Genomic DNA, 16,326 nt, shown 5'->3' on the forward strand with positions numbered 1-16,326 from the left:
CGCGCCGGAGACCGTGCGCCGTGGGTGGCGGATGGCGAGAATGGGGCATGACCACTCTCGGCGCCGTGTTCCCGCCCTCCTGTCCCCCGGAGCTCCTCGTGTCGGCTGCCCGCGCCGCCGAAGAGGCCGGCATCGACGAGCTCTGGGTCTGGGAGGACTGCTTCAAGGAGAGCGGCATCGCGACCGCCACGATCGCGCTCACCGCCACGACCCGCCTCCGGGTGGGGATCGGCGTGATGCCCGTGCCGCTGCGCAACGTCGCCCTCACCGCCATGGAGGTCGCGACGCTGGAGCGCGCGTTCCCGGGTCGGCTGGTGCCGGGCATCGGGCACGGCGTCCAGGACTGGATGGGGCAGGTCGGGTCGCGTGTCGACTCGCCGCTCACGCTGCTGCGCGAGTACGCCACTGCACTGCGCGCGCTCCTGGCCGGCGAGCGCGTCACCACCGAAGGTCGCTACGTGCGGCTGCGCGGCGTCACGCTCGACTGGCCGCCGGCCGCCCCGCCGCGGGTGCTGTCCGCGGCCACGGGCCCTCGGACCGTCCGGCTCACCGGCGAGGTCGCCGACGGCACGATCCTCGAGGCCGTCTCCACGGTCGACGACGTCCGCACCGCGCGCTCCGTCGTCGACGAGGCGCGCGTCGCCTCCGGGCGGGCCGACGGGCACGTTCTCGTCGTCAACCTCGCGACCACCGGCGACGCCCGGGCCGACGCGGACGCCGTCCGGGCCCGGGCGGACGCCGGCGCCGACGCCGTCGTGGTGCAGCCCGCGTCGTACGACGAGTCCGTCGACCCCGAGGAGTTCGTCCGGTACGTCGGGACGCAGGTCCGGCCGCTGCTCTGACGACGCGCGCCCCGTCCTCGCGGGGCTCAAATGCCGTGCTCGACGTGCAGGTCCTTCGTAGGGTGCCGCCATGACGATGGTCCCCCACGTCGCTCCCGAAGCTTCCGGGGGTCGGCGCCTGCGTTGGCCCGAGCTCCCAGCGCACGTCCGCGCCGCCGTCGAGCAGCGGCTGGACGGCGTCGTCGCGAGCGAGCGGGCCGCCGAGACCGGGTTCAGCCCCGGCCTCGCATCGGTCCTGGCGACGTCGACCGGTGGTCGGGCGTTCGTCAAGGCGGCGCACCTCGACGACGGCTCCGACGCCGCTCGCCTCCACCGCGCCGAGGCGCGAGTCTCGGCGACTCTGCCCCGGAACCTGCCGGTCCCGCGCCTCCTGTGGACGTTCGACGAGGACGGCTGGGTCGTCGCGGCCTACGAGGCCGTCGACGGGCGGCCTCCCGCCACGCCGTGGGAGCCCGCCGAGCTGGGGGCCGCCCTCGAGACGATCGCGCAGATCGGCTCGACGAGCGCGGCCGGACTCGACCTCCCCGACGCGGTGACCGACGCCAGCGGGCTCTTCACCGGCTGGGAACGTCTGCGTGACGACCCCGACCCCGTCGTCACAGAGCTCGCGCCCTGGGCGGCGGGGCGCCTCGACGAGCTCGTCGACCTCGCCGCACGGGCGGCCGCGGCGTGCGCAGGCGACGCGCTCGTCCACGGCGACCTGCGCGCCGACAACCTGCTCGTGACCGACGACCGGGTCGTCGTCGTCGACTGGCCGTGGGCGATGCGCGGCGCTGCCTTCTTCGACCTCGCCGGGTTCCTTCCGAGCGTCGGGATGCAAGGGGTTCGCGGTCGGGCTCCGGCGCTGACCGGGCGCGCCGACGTCGAGCACCGGCGCAGCGTCGGCAGGTCGCTCGACGTGCTGTTCCGGTCCTCGCCCCTGGCGGCGGGCGTGGACGACGACGCCGTCCTCGCCGTCGTCGCGGGGATCACCGCGTACTTCCTCGACTCCGGGCGACGTCCGCCGGTCCCGTCGATCCCGCGGCTGCGCGCGTTCCAGCGCGCGCAGGGCGCCGCGGCTGCGGCGTGGCTGGAGGTGCTGCTCGACGACGCGCGGTGAGCCGGTCAGCCGAGCGAGCCGACCCACTCCTTCGAGCCGTCCGTGAAGCCCTGCTCCTTCCAGATCGGCACGTGCGCCTTGAGCTCGTCGACGAGCTCCGCGACGGACGCGAACGCCTCGGCACGGTGCGCGGAAGCGACCGCGGCGACGACCGCGACGTCACCGACGTGCAGGTCGCCGAGCCGGTGCACGACCGCGACGCGCACGGCGTGACGCTCCGCCACGTCGCCGGCGACGCGCGCGAGCACCGCGGCGGCCTCGGGGTGGCCCTCGTAGTGCAGGTGCACGACCCCGCGGCCCTCGTCGTGGTCGCGGACGTAGCCCGTGAAGGTCGCCACCGCGCCCGCGGTGTCGTCCCGCACGAGCGCGCTGAGGGAGCCGAGGAGCGCCGCCGCGTCGTCGTCGGACAGCGCACGGACCTCGGCACGCAGGACCGCCCCGCCCGCTGCCGTCTCCCCCGCCGCCGGCTGTGTCTCGGCCGACGGCCCCGGACGCGGGTGGTCGCCGCCCGCGAGCTGGTCGACCGCGTGCGGGAGCAGGTCCGCGAGCGCGGCGAGCCCGTCGCGCACACCACCCGGCGAGCCCGGGAGGTTCACGACGAGCGTCCCGCCCGCGACGCCCGCCGTCCCTCGGCTGAGCGCGGCCGTCGGCACCCGGTCCTGACCGGCGGCACGGACCCGGTCGGCGACGCCGGGCAGCTCGCGGTCGAGCAGCGTGCGGGTCTGCTCGGGCGTGACGTCGGTGGGTGAGATCCCTGTGCCGCCCGTCGTGAGGACGACCGCCGCACGCTCGGCCACCCACGCACGCAGCGCCGCGCCGACGGCGTCGCCGTCGGGCACGACGTCGACGCGCGGGACGGTGAAGCCCCGCTCGACGAGCCACGCGCGGATCAGCGGACCCGTGGTGTCGGTGGCGGTGCCGAGCGCCGCGCGCGTCGACGCGACGACGACCCCGGCGATCACGCGCCTGCCTCCGCGCTCCGGTCCCAGGTCCCCGACGCGCCGCCCGACTTCGCGACGACCTGGACGTCCGTGAGGACGGCGGCCCGGTCGACGGCCTTGATCATGTCGTAGACCGTCAGCCCCGCGACGGTCACGGCGGTCAGCGCCTCCATCTCGACGCCCGTGCGCGACGTGGTCCGGACGGTCGCGCGCAGCTCGACGCGGTCGCCCGCGGGCACGACGTCCACGTCGACACCGCTGATCGGCAGCGGGTGGCACAGCGGGACGAGCTCGTGCGTGCGCTTGGCCGCGAGGATCCCCGCGACCCGCGCGACCGCGACCGCCTCACCCTTGGGCAGGTCGCCCGACGCGATGCGCTCGACGACGTCCGGGCGGGTCAGGAGCACCCCGGTCGCCGTCGCCTCGCGCGCGGTGACCTCCTTGTCCGACACGTCGACCATGACGGCGGCACCGTCCTCGCGGTAGTGCGTCAGCCCGTGCTTCCCGCCCGGCGCGGCGTCCGTCATCCGATCTCCTCGTACTCGATCTCGTCCCCCGCGTCGAGGTGCGCGACGCCGACCGGGACGTGTACGAGAACCGTAGCCTCCGCGTACCGGGCGAGCAGGTGGGAACCCGGGCCGCCCACGAGGACGACCCGGCCGGAGTCGTCGAGCGCGCCGCGGCGGACCTGGTGGACGGCCGGGGGCGAGTCCACGGCCTCGGCGAGGGGCGCGCGGCCGCGACCTCGCCGCGCGGGCCTCAGACCGGTCGCGTCCGCGAGCAGGGGCCGCAGGAACAGCTCGAACGAGACCAGCGCGCTCACCGGGTTCCCGGGGAACGCGACGAGCGGCACCCGCCCCTCCCCCCGCCCGACGGCGACCGTCGCCAACCCCTGCGGGCCGCCCGGCTGCATGGCGACGTGCCCGAACCAGGCGTCCGCGAGGCCGTCGTCCGCGAGCGCCCCGAGCGCGAGCCGCACCACCTCGTACGCCCCCGCGGACACGCCGCCCGTGGTGACGACGAGGTCGGGCGTCCAGCCGCCGTCGTCGGGCGTGGTGAGCAGGGACCGGAAGGCGGCGACGTCGTCGGCGACCGTGCGCACGCGGACGTCGGCCCCCACGACCCTCAGCGCGGCCGCGAGCGACGCGCCGTTGGCGTCGTGCACCTGGCCGGGGCCGAGCGCCTCGCCCGCCCCACGGACCTCGCTCCCGGTGCTCACGAGCAGCACGCGCGGCGCGTCCGCGACCCGCACGCGGTCGATCCCCGACGCCACGAGCGCCCCGAGCTGGGCGGGGCCGAGCGGCGCGCCCGCGGCGAGCACCACGTCGCCGGCCGACGCGTCGCTCCCCGCCCGCCGCACGAACGTCCCCGCGTCGACCGGGGCGCTGAACGACACGCGGTCGCCCGCGTCCTGCCCGAACCGCGGCGGCAGCGCGTCCTCGATCCGCACGACGGCGTCCGCGCCGTCGGGCACGGGAGCGCCCGTCATGATCGGGGCCGCGGTGCCGGCGGCGAGCGGCGCACCCGTGCGGCCGGCGGGGATCGGGTCGGCCACCACGAGCGCGACGGGCGCGGTCGCCGACGCGCCGGCGAGGTCCGCCGCGCGCACCGCGTAGCCGTCCATCTGGGCGTTGTCGAAGCCCGGCGTCGCGACGGTCGCTACGGCGGCGGCGGCGAGCGACCTCGGGCGCGGATCGACGACGGCGTCCGCGACGGCGAGCTCGGTCGCACGGTGCGGGGCGACGAGCGTCGCGAGCGCGGGACGCACGGCCGCGGCAACCCGCCAGGCATGCTCCTCCACGCCGCGGCGCGCGTGCTCCGCGCCCTCCGCCTCGCGCTCGCCGGTGTGCGTGGTCGGGTCCGTGTGCCCGATCGGGTCGGGTCCGGGGGTGCTCACGGAGCCGAGTATCCCGGCTCGGCCGGTCGCCGCGGGGAGCTGGCGCAGGAACGCGCTCCGCGGCGCGTCCAGGACCTCGGCCGCCGGGCCGTGCTCGACGACGCGCCCCCGGTCGACGACCACGACGTCGTCGGCGAGCGCCAGGGCGTCGGCGACGTCGTGCGTGACGACGAGCGCGGTGACGCCCGCGAGCGCGCGGCGCAGGACCTCGCGCAGGTGCGGGACGGACGGGACGTCCACGGCCGCGAGCGGCTCGTCGAGCAGCACGACCTGCGGCTCGGCCGCGAACGCGCGGGCGATCGCCACCCGCTGCGCCTGCCCGCCCGACAGGGCCTGCGCGCGCCTCCGGGCGAGCCCCTGCGCCCCGACCGCGTCGAGCCAGCGGCTCGCGACGTCCCGCGCGTCGGCCCGCCGCAGGCCGGCCGCGCGCGGGCCGAACGCGACGTTCGCACGGACGGTCAGGTGCTCGAAGAGCTCGGGCCGCTGACCCAGCAGGACGACCCCGCGGCGCGCGGGCGGCACCAGGGTGCCCGCGGCGGTGTCGGTGAGGACGCGGTCGCCCTCCCCCCGGGCACCCGTGAGCACGACGCGCCCCGACGTCGGCACGTACAGGCCGGCCACGACGCTCAGCAGGGTCGACTTCCCCGCGCCGTTCGGGCCGACCACCGCCAGGGTCCGCCCGGGCGCGACGGCGACGTCGACGCGGACGTCGCGGGCGCCGTCGTCGACGGTGACGTGCAGCCCGCTCATGCCGCGACGCTGTCGGTGAACCCGCGGCGGAAGCTGCGCGTCCCGCCCGCGGAGTGGACGAGCGCGACCACGATCACCGCGACGATCACGAGCAGCATGGACAGCGCGACCGCGGCGTCGGGGTCGGTCTCGCGCTGGAGGTAGATCTCGAGCGGGAGCGTGCGCGTGACGCCCTGCAGCGAGCCCGCGAACGTGAGGGTCGCGCCGAACTCGCCGAGCGAGCGCGCGAACGCGAGCAGCGCGCCGCCCGCGAGCGCCGGCGCGACCGACGGGAGCGTGACCAGCCAGAACGTCCGGCCGGGCCCCGCGCCGAGAGAGGCCGCCGCGAGCTCCGGGCCGGTGCCGCGCACCTTGAGGGCGCCCTCGAGCGTGAGGACGAGGAACGGCAGCGCGACGAAGACGTGCGAGATGACGACGGCCGTCGTCGTGAAGGCGATGGAGATCCCGGCGTTCTCGAGCGCGTGGCCGAACGGGCCGCGCCGCCCGAACGCGTACAGGAGCGCCAGGCCGCACACCACCGGCGGCAGGACGAGCGGCAGCAGGACCAGCGCCCGCACGACGGAGATCCCGGGGAACCGGGTGCGCGCGAGCACCACCGCGACGGGGACGCCCACGACCACGCAGATCGCGGTGCTCACGACGGACGTGAACAGGCTCAGCCGGAGCGCGTCGAGCGAGGAGTCGGAGGTGACGAGCGACCAGAACTGCCCCCAGTCGCCCCGCGTCGCCATCACGACGACGGGGGCGACCACGAACGCGATCCCGACCACCGCGACGGCGACGAGCCACCACGGCAGCCGGGGTGCGACGGTCCGGTCAGGGCGCACCGAAGCCCGCGTCCTGCAGGACCTTCTGGCCGGCCTCCCCGGTGACGGCTGCGACGAACTCCTTCGCGAGGTCGGCGTGCTTGCTGCCCTTGACGGCCACGACCGGGTACGTGTTCACGGCCTTCGACGACTCGGGGAAGTCGATCTGCTTGAGCGCGTCCGGGTCCTTCGCGAGCGCACCCTTCGCGTCGGTCACGTAGACGAGGCCCGCGTCGGCCTCGCCCGACGTGACCTTGGCGAGCACGTCGGTGACCTTCGACTCCTCGCTCACGGGCTTGATGGTGACGCCCGTGGCCTCCTCGACCTCCTTGGCCGCGTTGCCGCACGGCACCTGCGGGGCGCACACGTCGACCTTGACGCCGCTCTTGCCGAGGTCCTGGAACGAGGTGATCCCCGCCGGGTCGTCGGGCGGCGTGACGATCGTCAGGACGTTGGTCGCGAACGGCACCGGGTCGCCCGCCGCGAGGCCAGCGTCGGTGAGCTTCTTCATGTTCGGCTCGTCCGCGGACGCGAAGACGTCGGCCGGCGCGCCCTCCTGGAGCTGCGCCACGAGGTCCGACGAGCCCGCGAAGCTGAGCTTCACGGTCACGCCCGCATGGTCGGCCTCGAACCGGTGGGCGATCTGCGTGAACGTGTCCGTGAGCGACGCCGCCGCGTACACGACGAGCGTCTGGTGCCCGCCGCTGTCCTGTCCGCTCGCGCCGCCGTCGTCGGACGAGCAGCCGGCGAGCGCAAGCGTCCCGACCAGCGCGAGCGCACCCAGCGCGCCTGACAGCTTCCTCATCGGATCCCCTTCGGCGTGTCGATCATGACGGACGTCGCCTTGACGACCGCGGTGGCCACGTCGCCGACCTCGAGGCCGAGCTCGTGCACGGCCTCGGCACTGATCAGCGAGACGACGCGGTGCGGCCCCGCCTGGACCTCGACCTGCGCCATCACCTCGTCGACCTTGAGCGCCGTGACGAGGCCGACGAACCGGTTGCGCGCCGACCCGGCCGCTCCGTCGTCGGGCGCGTGCGCGTGCTCGCGGACGAACCGGGCGAGGTCGGCGCCGTCGACGACCCGGTGCCCGGCGTCGTCGGTGCCGGCCTCGAGGAGGCCGCCCGCGATGTGGCGGCGCACCGTGTCGGTGCTCACGCCCAGCAGGCGCGCCGCGTCACTGACTCGCAGGTGCGTCATGCAGACGACCCTAGTGCCGCATCTGCGCCGGTGTCGTTCCGTGCGCGTCGCGGTTGCATCACGCCCTTCTCGCGGCGGGCGGGCGGCGCGGGTGAGAAGGTGATCCGGCGCCGCGGACGGGGCAGAATCGAGCGATGGCCGTCGTCTCGCTCGGACTCCCCACGCTCGCGCCGCGGGCGCACGCCGGGGTCGGTCCCGACGGCGCGCACGGGCTCCTGCTCCCCGCCGACCGTCCCGCGGACGCGGGCCTCGTGGACCGGTTCGGCCGCACGGCCACGGACCTCCGGGTGTCCCTGACGGACCGCTGCAACCTGCGCTGCACCTACTGCATGCCGGCCGAGGGGCTGCCCACGCTCCCCCGTGACGCCGTCATGACCCGCGACGAGATCGTCCGGCTCGTCGGGATCGCGACGCGCGACCTCGGGGTCCGCCAGGTCCGGTTCACCGGCGGCGAGCCGCTGCTGCGCGGCGACCTCGTCGAGATCGTCCGCGAGTGCGCCGCGCTCCCGGACCGTCCCGAGCTCTCGCTCACGACCAACGCCGTCGGGCTCGACCACCGCGCCCAGGCCCTGCGCGACGCGGGCCTCGACCGCGTCAACGTGTCGCTCGACACCCTCGACCCCGACACGTTCGCGACCCTGGCTCGCCGCCCGTTCCTCGAGCGCACGCTCGCCGGGCTCGCGGCGGCCGCCGAGGTGTTCGACGTCGTCAAGGTCAACGCGGTGCTCGTGCACGGGGTGAACGCCGACCACGCGGCCGACCTGCTGACCTGGTGCCTCGAGCGCGGCTTCGAGCTGCGGTTCATCGAGCAGATGCCGCTCGACGCCGACCACCGCTGGTCGCGCTCGGGCATGGTCACCGCGGCGGACGTCCGTGCGCTGCTCGCCGAGCGCTTCACGCTCGTGCCCGACGACGCCCCGCGCGACGGAGCACCGGCCGAGCGTTTCGCGGTGCTCGCCCGAGCGTCCGACGGCCGGCCGTCGACCACGACCTCTGCGGCGACAGGACGGCTCGGCACCGTCGGCATCATCGCGTCCGTGACCGAGCCGTTCTGTGCGGACTGCCGCCGCACCCGCCTCACCGCGGAGGGCGCCGTCCGGAGCTGCCTGTTCGCGCACACCGAGACCGACCTGCTCGGCCCGCTGCGCGCCGGCGCGAGCGACGCCGAGCTCGCCGACACGTGGCGGGCCGCGATGTGGGGCAAGGCCGCCGGGCACGGCATGAGCGCGCCGGGGTTCACGCAGCCCGACCGGACGATGAGCGCCATCGGCGGCTAGCAGCAGGAGCGAGACGGGGAGCACGAGTGACGACGACGGACGAACGAACCACCGGCCGTGCCGGCGAGGCGACGACGACGGTGCACGTGCGCGCGTTCGCGGCCGCCCGCGCCGCGCTCGGATGGTCCGAGCGCGACCTCCCCACCGGGTCCGGAGTGTCCGTGGGCGACCTGCTCGCCGGCGTGCTCGCCGACGCACCCGACGCCGTCGACGTCGTCGCGCGCTGCTCGGTGCTCGTCGACGGGGTGCGGGCCGACCGCTCCGCGCCCGTGCCGCTCGGCGCCGTCGTCGACCTGCTCCCGCCCTTCGCCGGCGGCTGAGCCCCCGTGCTCGCCGGGGCGAAAGGTCAAGCTCTGCAGCGTTGAAGCGGGCCAGCTGCCGATGGTGACCGCTCACGCCAGACCCGCCCGGGGCGCGACGCTCCCGCCCGCGAACCCGACCACGTCACCCTCGGCGAACGCGGCGTCACCATCGGCGTGACACGGCGGCTCAGGACGAGCGCGACGACACCTCCCCGACGAGCACGTCGTAGCGGTCCAGGATCCGGCGCGCCCAGAACGACATCCCGCCCGCGAACCCCGGCCGCTCGTCCTCCTCGAGCGCCCGCAGCAGACGTTGCGACGTCACGACCTGGTACGCCGCGCACAGGACGTCGGCACGCAGCAGGGCGGTCTCGCCGTCGGCGACCTCGGGCCACTCGGCGAGGTACGCCGCCCGGAGCGCGGGCCGCTCGTCCTCGGTGGCGTGGCTGAGCCAGACGTCCACGTCGACGAACGGGTGCCCGACCGCCGCGTCGGACCAGTCGAGGAGGCACACGCTGCCGTCGTCGCGGACGCCGGTGTTGCCCGGGTGGCAGTCCCCGTGGAGCAGGGTGAGCGGCAGCCCGTCGGCCGCGGCGTCGCGGCACAGCGCGGCGAACGCAGGGAGCAGGGCGCGCAGCCGCGCGCGCTCGGCCGCGTCGAGCCCGCGGGTCGGGACGAGCTCGGCTGCGAGGTCGAGATCCGCGAGCGAGGTGGCGAGGTCGTCCGCGAGCGTGGCCGCGCCGCGGTCGGGGCAGCCGACGGCGCGCAGCTCGTCGGTCCGGCCGATCCACGCGCGCTGCAGGCGGGCCAGCGCGCGGAGCCCCTCCGCGGCCTGGGCGCCCTCGATCGGGCGGATCCGGGCGTCGTCGAGCAGCACCCACGCACGCTCGGTGTCGACGGCGAGGACGCCCGGCACCGTGCCGGGGCGGTCGTCGGCCAGGAGCCGCGTGATCGCGGGCTCGGAGGCGAACACGGCGCCGACGGCCTTGCCGAACAGCACCCCGCGGTCGGTGCGCTGCCGCACGACGAGCGAGATCCCCCACTGCTGCAGCACCTCGGGCTCGCCCTCGGGCGTCGCACCGGTCGCGCGGACCTCCGCGTCGAGCCAGGCGAGGAACGGCGCGATGCCGCCGGGGTTCGCCCAGGCGGGCCTCTGGGGTGGCGGCGGTGCGCCGTGCAGCTCGTCGACCCACCGCGAGAACGAGCCGCGCAGCGCGCCGGGAAGCGGCGGCAGCGTGGTCGCGACGTCGTCGAGCGGGCACCACGCCCACCCGCCCGGGCCGGGGAGGTCGTCGAGCGGGACGTCGAGGGCGTCGTGCACGAGGAACGCCGTGCGGGCCGTCGCGTCGCCGTCACCGATCGGGACCTCGGCGCGGCCGGCGGACCGGAGGAAGACCAGGTGCGGACCGGCCAGCCGGCCGGCGTCCGCGAGGAGCTCGGGCAGCTCACGGCCCCGGTCGCCCCGGATCGTGGGCCAGCGGCGCTCGCCCGACCGGTCGACCTGGACGAGCACGGCGTCGCGGGCCGGTGACGGCACGAGGAGCAGGTGGTCGTCGTAGGAGACGGAACCGCTCACCGGTTCACCGCCGCAGCGTCCTCGTCGGCCGGGACGGCCAGCAGCGCCTCGACGCGCGCCGCCTCGGCGTCCAGCTCGGCCTGCTGCGCGCGGCTCACCCGATCGAAGAGCTCGACCTCGACCCGACCCTGCGCCGTCGTCGACCACAGCCCCGCCATGAAGCCGTCCACCAGCACCGCGCTCCCGACCCCGCCGTTCGACCCCATCCAGCGACGGCGCGCGTCGGGCGGGGTGACCCGGTCGCGGCCCGCGTGGGACAGCCACACGTTGTCATACCGTCCCAGCAGCCGGGCGGGCGCCGGCGCGTCGGAGTCGGCGAGAGACACGCCCGCGAGGTCCCAGACCGTCCGGCCGTCGTCGGTGCGCAGCGCCACCAGCTCGTCCCCGAGCGCGTCGAACACCGCCCGGACGCCGGTGATCCCGGACCACGTCGTGACGTCGGCAGGGGTGCCCGGGCCGAACGCCGCCAGGTACCGGCGGACGACGCCCGCGAGAGCCTCGGACCGGGACGCGCCGTCGGGCAGGGTGTCCGACCGCAGGTCGAGCGTGCCGTCGCGCTCGCCGAGCCACGACTCGAGCGTCACGTAGGCGACCCCGCCGGGGCGGCCCCACAGCCCGCGGGGCGGTGTCTGGACCAGGGGCGCACCCTCGCGCAGGCGGTTCACCAGCGCCGACGGCGGCGCGTCGAACCGTCCGGCGAGCGCGGCACCGAGCCCCTTGACCGGGACGGGGCCGTCGGCCATCAGGGCACGCCCCGAGGCGACGAGGCCGTCGAGGGGGACGTGCGCGGCCGGGCGGCTCGCCGCGCTGTTGCGCGAGACCTTGTCGAGGAACGGCTGGACGAGGACGCGCAGGAGCCGCGCGTCGTCGGGCGTGACCGTGTGGATGGTGCCGCGCATCAGCAGCACGCGCAGGACGCGACGCTCGGCGAGCGCGCGGGACAGGTCGCGCGGGTCGAACCCGTCGACGCGCGCCGCCAGCGACAGGTACGGCGGCAGCGGCTCCTGCGCCTGGAGCCCCAGCAGGTGCGAGGTGAGCGCGACGGGGTCGGCGCGAGGATCGCCCCCGGGCAGCCGCTCGAGCAGGTGCTGGCGGGCGAGCAGCGTCCGGTTCAGGACCCGCGGTGTGACGTCGGCGGCCATACCCCGGACCCTACGGGCCGCCTCGGACACCCCCGACCGGATCAGGCGCGCGTACCCCCGTCCACCCGCAGCACGACCCCCGTGACGTACGACGCCCGTTCGCTGAGGAGCCACAGGGCTGCCTCGGCGATCTCCGCCGGCTGCGCGCCCCGGCCCAGCGGGCACTGCGCCACGAGCCGCTCCTGGAGGCCCGGCGACGCGTCCTCCCAGGTCGCGATCATCTCCGTGAGGGTGTTGCCGGGCGCGATCGCGTTGACGCGGATGCCCTCCGGGCCGTACGTGCGGGCGGCGGACTCGGTCAAGCTGTTCACCGCGCGCTTCATCGCGGCGTACGCGGGCAGGACGGGGTTGCCGGCCAGGCTGCCGACGCTCGAGGTGTTCACGATCGAGCCCGTGCCCGCGGTCCGTCGGATCGCCTCGACCTCGGCGGCCATCGACGCCCACACGCCCCGCAGGTTGACCTCGTAGACCCGGTCGAAGTCGGTCTCGAGGACTTCGTCCAGGGGGCCGGGCGGGACGAACACGCCCGCGTTGTTGAACGCGACGTCGAGCCTGCCGAACCGTTCCACGGCGCGGTCGACGGCGGCCCGCACGCTCGCCGTGTCCGCGAGGTCGCACGGCACGACCTCGGCCTCGCCGCCGGCGGCGCGCACGGCGCCCGCGACGTCGTCGAGCTGGCTCTCGGTGCGTGCGGCGAGGACGACGCGGGCGCCCTCCTGGGCGAAGAGTCGCACGGCCGCCGCGCCGATGCCGCGGCCCGCGCCGGAGACGAACGCGACCTTGCCGGCGAGCAGGGGTGCGGTGCGTGAGGTGAAGGTGTCCATGACGACGAGCGTGCGCCCGCGGCCGCGGCCTCAGCCACGCACCGGTCGTACCTGGCTGAGGCGTCCCGGAGCCAGCACACTGGACGGGTGGACAAGCACGAGCTCGCGCAGTTCCTGCGCACCCGGCGCGAGCGGATCGCGCCCGAGGACGTCGGGCTGCCACGGGGCGCACGGCGGCGCACACCGGGGCTGCGCCGCGAGGAGGTCGCGCAGCTCGCGTACATCTCGCCCGAGTACTACGCACGGCTCGAGCAGGGCCGGGCGTCGCACCCGACCCCGGACGTCGTCTCGGGGGTCGCCCGGGCGCTGCGCCTGTCCGACGACGAGCGCGAGCACCTCCACCACCTCGCCGGGACCCCGTCGGACCTGCCCGCTGCTCCCCCGCGCGTCGTGCGCCAGAGCATCCACGAGCTGCTCGCCCGGCTGCCCCTCACCGCGGGCTTCGTCACCTCGGCGGCGTACGAGGTGCTGGCGTGGAACGACCTCGCCGCGGCGCTCATGGAGGACTTCTCGGCCGTGCCGCGACGCGAGCGGAACCTCGCACGGCGTGCCTTCCTCGGCCCCGCGCAGGACGGGCGATGGCTGTACGGGGTGTCCGACGCCGACCGGTTCCGGCTCGACGTGGTGCACCGGCTGCGCGCGGCGGTCGGCCGCTATCCCGCCGACGACGGCTTGCGCACGCTCGTCGCCGAGCTCACCGAGGGCAGCGTGGAGTTCGCCCGGCTGTGGGCCTCGCACGACGTCGAGGTGGCACCCGTGCTCCGCAAGACCTTCGACCACCCGGTCGTCGGCCCGGTGAGGGTGAGCTGCGACGTCCTGGAGGTCGCACACGCCGACCAGCGGCTCGTCCTTTACACCGCGGACCCCGGATCGAGGTCGGCGGAGGCCCTGCGGCTCCTCGACGTGGTCGGCACGCAGCGCCTGGACGCGCCCCTGACCTGACGGCGCCGCCGGCCCACGGCGGCGGTTGCGGTGGCGGTCAGGCCTGGGCCCGGTGCTCCCGGATCCGCTCGGCCGCCTGCGGCAGCACCTCGTGCAGGTCCCCGACGACGGCGAAGTCGCTGATCTCGAAGAGCGGGCAGTCGGGGTCGTTGTTGACCGCGACGATGACCTGCGACGCCTGCATGCCACCGCGGTGGTGCGGCGCGCCGGAGATCCCGGCACCGACGTAGACGCGCGGGGCGATCGTCACGCCGGTCTGGCCGATCTGGGCGTCGTGGCCGATCCAGCCCTCGTCGACGCAGTCGCGCGTCGCACCCACGGCCGCGCCGAGCGCGTCGGCGAGGTCCTCGACGGGCGTGAAGTCGCCGAACGTCCCGCGACCGCCGGCGACGACGAACGCCGCCTCCGCGAGCGCGGGCCGGGCCGGGCCGTCGCCGTGCTCGGCCTCGTGCACCTCACGCGACGTCGGGACACCGGCCTTCGCGAGCGTGGACGGGACGACGGCGAAGCCCTCGACCGTGGTCTCGACGGCGGCCTCGGCCGGCTCCGGGACGACGGCGTTGGCGCGGACCGTGAGGACCGCCAGGTCGGTCACGATCTCGCACGACGTGTCCCAGGACCCGGCGAGGACGCGCTTGGACCCGACGACGTGCCCCTCGTCGGACACCCCGATCGCGGCGGCGTCGATGACGAGGCCGGCCCCCGTGAGGAACGCGAGGCGGGCCGCGGACTCCTTGTTGGGGAACGTCGAGGCGAGCAGGACGACGGCCGCGCCGGACACGTCGGCCGCGCGTGCGAGGGCCTCGGCGACGAGCGCCGTCGAGTGCGGGGCGTGCGGGCCGAGGTCCTCGGCGGGCTCGGCCTGCCGGACGAGCTCGACGCCGTACGCGCCGAGCTGGGCGAGCGTCGTCAGGCTGGGCGACGCGAGCGTCACGGCCTCCACGCGACCCAGCGAGCGAGCCAGTGTGAGGAGCTCGAGCGCCGAGCTGGTGAGCTCGGTCGCGGGCGTGTCGAGGTGGACGAGGACGGTGCGGCGGGAGCTGGTCATGTCCGGGCCTCTCAGACGAGCTCGTGGCGGATGAGGAACTCGGCGAGCGCGATGCCGCCCTCGCCCTTGTCGGTGACGACCTCGGTCTCGGGCCGGGGCGGGCGCGGCTCGGCGCTCGTCGTGCGGGCGCGGGCGCCCTCTCCCCCGACGCCGGGCAGAGGCAGGCCCGAGTCCTCGGCGAACCGCTCGAGCTGTTCCTCGAGGTCGGCCAGCGGCCACGTGTCCACGGGCTTGGTGCGCGCCGCCATGATGAGCTTGAAGTTCGGGAACCGCGGGTCGTTGGCGTGGTCGGTGACGGACACGACCGCCGGACGCGGGACGGTGACGGTCTCGGTGACGCCGTCGAGCTCACGGGTCGCGGTGAGCGTCGGCGCCTCGCCCTCGTCCAGCGAGAACGCGGTGACGAGTCCGACCGACGGCCACCCCAGCCACGACGCCGCCAGCGTGGGCACCACCGAGCCCAGGCCGTCGAGCGCGGCCATGCCGGTGAGCACGAGGTCGACCGGGCGCTCGTCGTGCAGGCGCTGGACCGCGGCCGCGAGCGCGACGGCGGTGCCGTGGTAGTCCGAGCCCGCGAGCGCGTCGTCGACGACGTGGACCGCGCGGTCCGCGCCGAGCTGGTACGCCTTGCGCAGCGCGGCCTCGGCGTCGGGCGGCCCGACCGTCACGACGACGACCTCGCTGCCCTCGCGCGCGTCCTCCGGGAGCGCCTCGACGAGGCGGAGCGCGGCCTCGACGGCGTTCTCGTCGAGCTCGTTGAGGGTGCCGTCGTCGCTCGTGCGGACGAGGCGACGGTCCTCGAACGCGCGGGCGGACTGGATGTCCGGGACGTACTTGACGGCGACGACGACGCGCAGCGCGGCAGCCATGCGACAGCTCCTTCTCCGGTGCGGGAGGCGGTGGTGGCCGGGCGGCGGGGTCGCCGGCCGGTCGCGTCCGACCCTACCGGCGCGGGCCCGTGCGAGGGCGGCCGCCCGAGGGTCGGACACGTCACAGGATCGACCGAAGGGGCACGAGCGCGCGGTCCGCGTCGCTACCCTCGGCGCATGGTCGGCTCGAAGATCGTCGTGCCCGCGTCGAGTCCACAGGCCCGGGCCGCGCTCGCCCGCGGCGCGCGGGTGATCGCCCGGTCGTGGGGCGCACAGCTGGACGCCGACACCGTCGATCCACGTCGCCTGGACGAGATCCAGCAGGCCGTCGCCGGCGTCGCGGCGCTGCGCGCGCTCACACCTGCCGACCTCGCGGCGATCCTCCGGCTCGACGACCGGACGCGGTCGGACTACCCGGGCGACGTCGCGACGATGCACCAGCCGCTCACACCCGAGACTGCGACGCCGACGGATCGCCGACCGGCGTTCGGTGCGACGGTCGGTGTCGAGCTGATCGCCATGACCTTCGTCGAGGTCGACGAGAATCACGCCGAGACGGACTTCACGGTCGTCGCACCGACATGGCGCTCTCGGGGCCTGTCGACCGCGGTCAAAGCCCTGTCCGTGAGTGCTCTCGGGCGCGCCGGGGTCCGACGGTTCCGGACCGGCGGGTCCTTCGAGAACGCCGCGATCATGGCTGCGAACGACCGGCTGGGCTACGTTCGCGACGAGGAGTGGCTCACGCTGGCCGTGCCTGAGTAGCCGCGGAGCACGGGCGCGCACGGGCAGGCTAGGCGACCTGGTTACCCTG

General features: G+C 75.8%; 17 protein-coding genes. 6 read left to right on the plus strand and 11 right to left on the minus strand.

Going from position 1 to position 16,326, the window contains the following annotated elements:
• Positions 1-47 precede the first annotated feature (47 nt).
• Both KDY119_RS12060 and KDY119_RS12065 read left to right on the plus strand, forming a co-directional pair.
• The gene (locus KDY119_RS12060) at positions 48-842 is read left to right on the plus strand and encodes an LLM class flavin-dependent oxidoreductase (protein WP_036946380.1); all 795 of its coding nucleotides are present in this window, start codon (positions 48-50) and stop codon (positions 840-842) included.
• 70 nt (positions 843-912) lie between these two features.
• Positions 913-1,941 carry a phosphotransferase gene (locus tag KDY119_RS12065; protein ID WP_051136151.1) on the plus strand — a complete coding sequence of 343 codons (1,029 nt, stop codon included), beginning with the start codon at positions 913-915 and terminating at the stop codon, positions 1,939-1,941.
• A gap of 5 nt (positions 1,942-1,946) precedes the next feature.
• Here the strand turns inward: KDY119_RS12065 and KDY119_RS12070 are convergent, their stop codons facing one another.
• The 6 genes from KDY119_RS12070 to KDY119_RS12095 are packed head-to-tail and all read right to left on the minus strand — an operon-like array spanning position 1,947 to position 7,535.
• Positions 1,947-2,903 carry a molybdenum cofactor biosynthesis protein MoaE gene (locus tag KDY119_RS12070; protein ID WP_036946382.1) on the minus strand — a complete coding sequence of 319 codons (957 nt, stop codon included), beginning with the start codon at positions 2,901-2,903 and terminating at the stop codon, positions 1,947-1,949.
• The gene (gene moaC, locus KDY119_RS12075) at positions 2,900-3,409 is read right to left on the minus strand and encodes a cyclic pyranopterin monophosphate synthase MoaC (protein ID WP_036946384.1); all 510 of its coding nucleotides are present in this window, start codon (positions 3,407-3,409) and stop codon (positions 2,900-2,902) included. Before moaC ends, KDY119_RS12070 begins: the two co-directional genes overlap by 4 nt.
• Positions 3,406-5,529: an ATP-binding cassette domain-containing protein gene (locus KDY119_RS12080; protein WP_153022360.1), complete on the minus strand. Its 2,124-nt coding sequence runs from the start codon at positions 5,527-5,529 to the stop codon at positions 3,406-3,408. The genes moaC and KDY119_RS12080 overlap by 4 nt, the downstream gene beginning before the upstream one ends.
• Entirely contained in the window at positions 5,526-6,356 is an 831-nt protein-coding gene (locus KDY119_RS12085; RefSeq protein WP_227994326.1) for an ABC transporter permease, read from the minus strand. The genes KDY119_RS12080 and KDY119_RS12085 overlap by 4 nt, the downstream gene beginning before the upstream one ends.
• Positions 6,346-7,140, minus strand: a complete 795-nt coding sequence (gene modA / locus KDY119_RS12090; protein ID WP_036946390.1) for a molybdate ABC transporter substrate-binding protein — start codon at positions 7,138-7,140, stop codon at positions 6,346-6,348. The genes KDY119_RS12085 and modA overlap by 11 nt, the downstream gene beginning before the upstream one ends.
• Positions 7,137-7,535, minus strand: a complete 399-nt coding sequence (locus KDY119_RS12095; protein ID WP_036946393.1) for a TOBE domain-containing protein — start codon at positions 7,533-7,535, stop codon at positions 7,137-7,139. The genes modA and KDY119_RS12095 overlap by 4 nt, the downstream gene beginning before the upstream one ends.
• 134 nt (positions 7,536-7,669) lie before the next feature.
• On the opposite strand from KDY119_RS12095, the gene moaA reads away from it, so the two are divergent.
• Both moaA and KDY119_RS12105 read left to right on the plus strand, forming a co-directional pair.
• Positions 7,670-8,812, plus strand: a complete 1,143-nt coding sequence (moaA, locus tag KDY119_RS12100) for a GTP 3',8-cyclase MoaA (protein ID WP_083890567.1) — start codon at positions 7,670-7,672, stop codon at positions 8,810-8,812.
• Positions 8,813-8,838: 26 nt separating this feature from the next.
• Positions 8,839-9,132 carry a MoaD/ThiS family protein gene (locus tag KDY119_RS12105; RefSeq protein WP_051136152.1) on the plus strand — a complete coding sequence of 98 codons (294 nt, stop codon included), beginning with the start codon at positions 8,839-8,841 and terminating at the stop codon, positions 9,130-9,132.
• A 169-nt stretch (positions 9,133-9,301) separates the two neighbouring features.
• On the opposite strand, the gene KDY119_RS12110 is transcribed toward KDY119_RS12105, so the two are convergent.
• Genes KDY119_RS12110 through KDY119_RS12120 form a run of 3 tightly spaced genes read right to left on the minus strand, consistent with a single transcriptional unit; the run spans position 9,302 to position 12,656 of the window.
• Positions 9,302-10,690 (minus strand): aminoglycoside phosphotransferase family protein, encoded by a 1,389-nt coding sequence (locus KDY119_RS12110; protein WP_194174199.1) that lies wholly within the window; start codon positions 10,688-10,690, stop codon positions 9,302-9,304.
• Positions 10,687-11,832, minus strand: coding sequence for a winged helix DNA-binding domain-containing protein (locus tag KDY119_RS12115; protein WP_036946401.1), 1,146 nt, complete (start codon positions 11,830-11,832; stop codon positions 10,687-10,689). Before KDY119_RS12115 ends, KDY119_RS12110 begins: the two co-directional genes overlap by 4 nt.
• A gap of 41 nt (positions 11,833-11,873) precedes the next feature.
• Positions 11,874-12,656, minus strand: a complete 783-nt coding sequence (locus tag KDY119_RS12120; RefSeq protein ID WP_036946404.1) for an SDR family NAD(P)-dependent oxidoreductase — start codon at positions 12,654-12,656, stop codon at positions 11,874-11,876.
• Positions 12,657-12,743: 87 nt separating this feature from the next.
• Here KDY119_RS12120 and KDY119_RS12125 point away from each other — a divergent pair, with 87 nt between their 5' ends.
• Positions 12,744-13,598, plus strand: a complete 855-nt coding sequence (locus KDY119_RS12125; RefSeq protein ID WP_036946407.1) for a helix-turn-helix transcriptional regulator — start codon at positions 12,744-12,746, stop codon at positions 13,596-13,598.
• A gap of 37 nt (positions 13,599-13,635) precedes the next feature.
• Here the strand turns inward: KDY119_RS12125 and KDY119_RS12130 are convergent, their stop codons facing one another.
• Both KDY119_RS12130 and KDY119_RS12135 read right to left on the minus strand, forming a co-directional pair.
• Positions 13,636-14,646 (minus strand): electron transfer flavoprotein subunit alpha/FixB family protein, encoded by a 1,011-nt coding sequence (locus KDY119_RS12130; RefSeq protein ID WP_036946410.1) that lies wholly within the window; start codon positions 14,644-14,646, stop codon positions 13,636-13,638.
• Positions 14,647-14,657: 11 nt separating this feature from the next.
• On the minus strand, positions 14,658-15,515 hold the full coding sequence (locus KDY119_RS12135; protein WP_407657398.1) for an electron transfer flavoprotein subunit beta/FixA family protein: 858 nt from the start codon (positions 15,513-15,515) through the stop codon (positions 14,658-14,660).
• A 177-nt stretch (positions 15,516-15,692) separates the two neighbouring features.
• Between KDY119_RS12135 and KDY119_RS12140 the strand changes: the two genes are divergently transcribed.
• Positions 15,693-16,277 (plus strand): hypothetical protein, encoded by a 585-nt coding sequence (locus KDY119_RS12140; RefSeq protein WP_036946413.1) that lies wholly within the window; start codon positions 15,693-15,695, stop codon positions 16,275-16,277.
• The last annotated feature ends 49 nt before the right edge of the window (positions 16,278-16,326 follow it).

Source organism: Luteimicrobium xylanilyticum, assembly GCF_009429125.1.
In the GTDB taxonomy this organism is placed as follows: domain Bacteria; phylum Actinomycetota; class Actinomycetes; order Actinomycetales; family Cellulomonadaceae; genus Luteimicrobium; species Luteimicrobium xylanilyticum.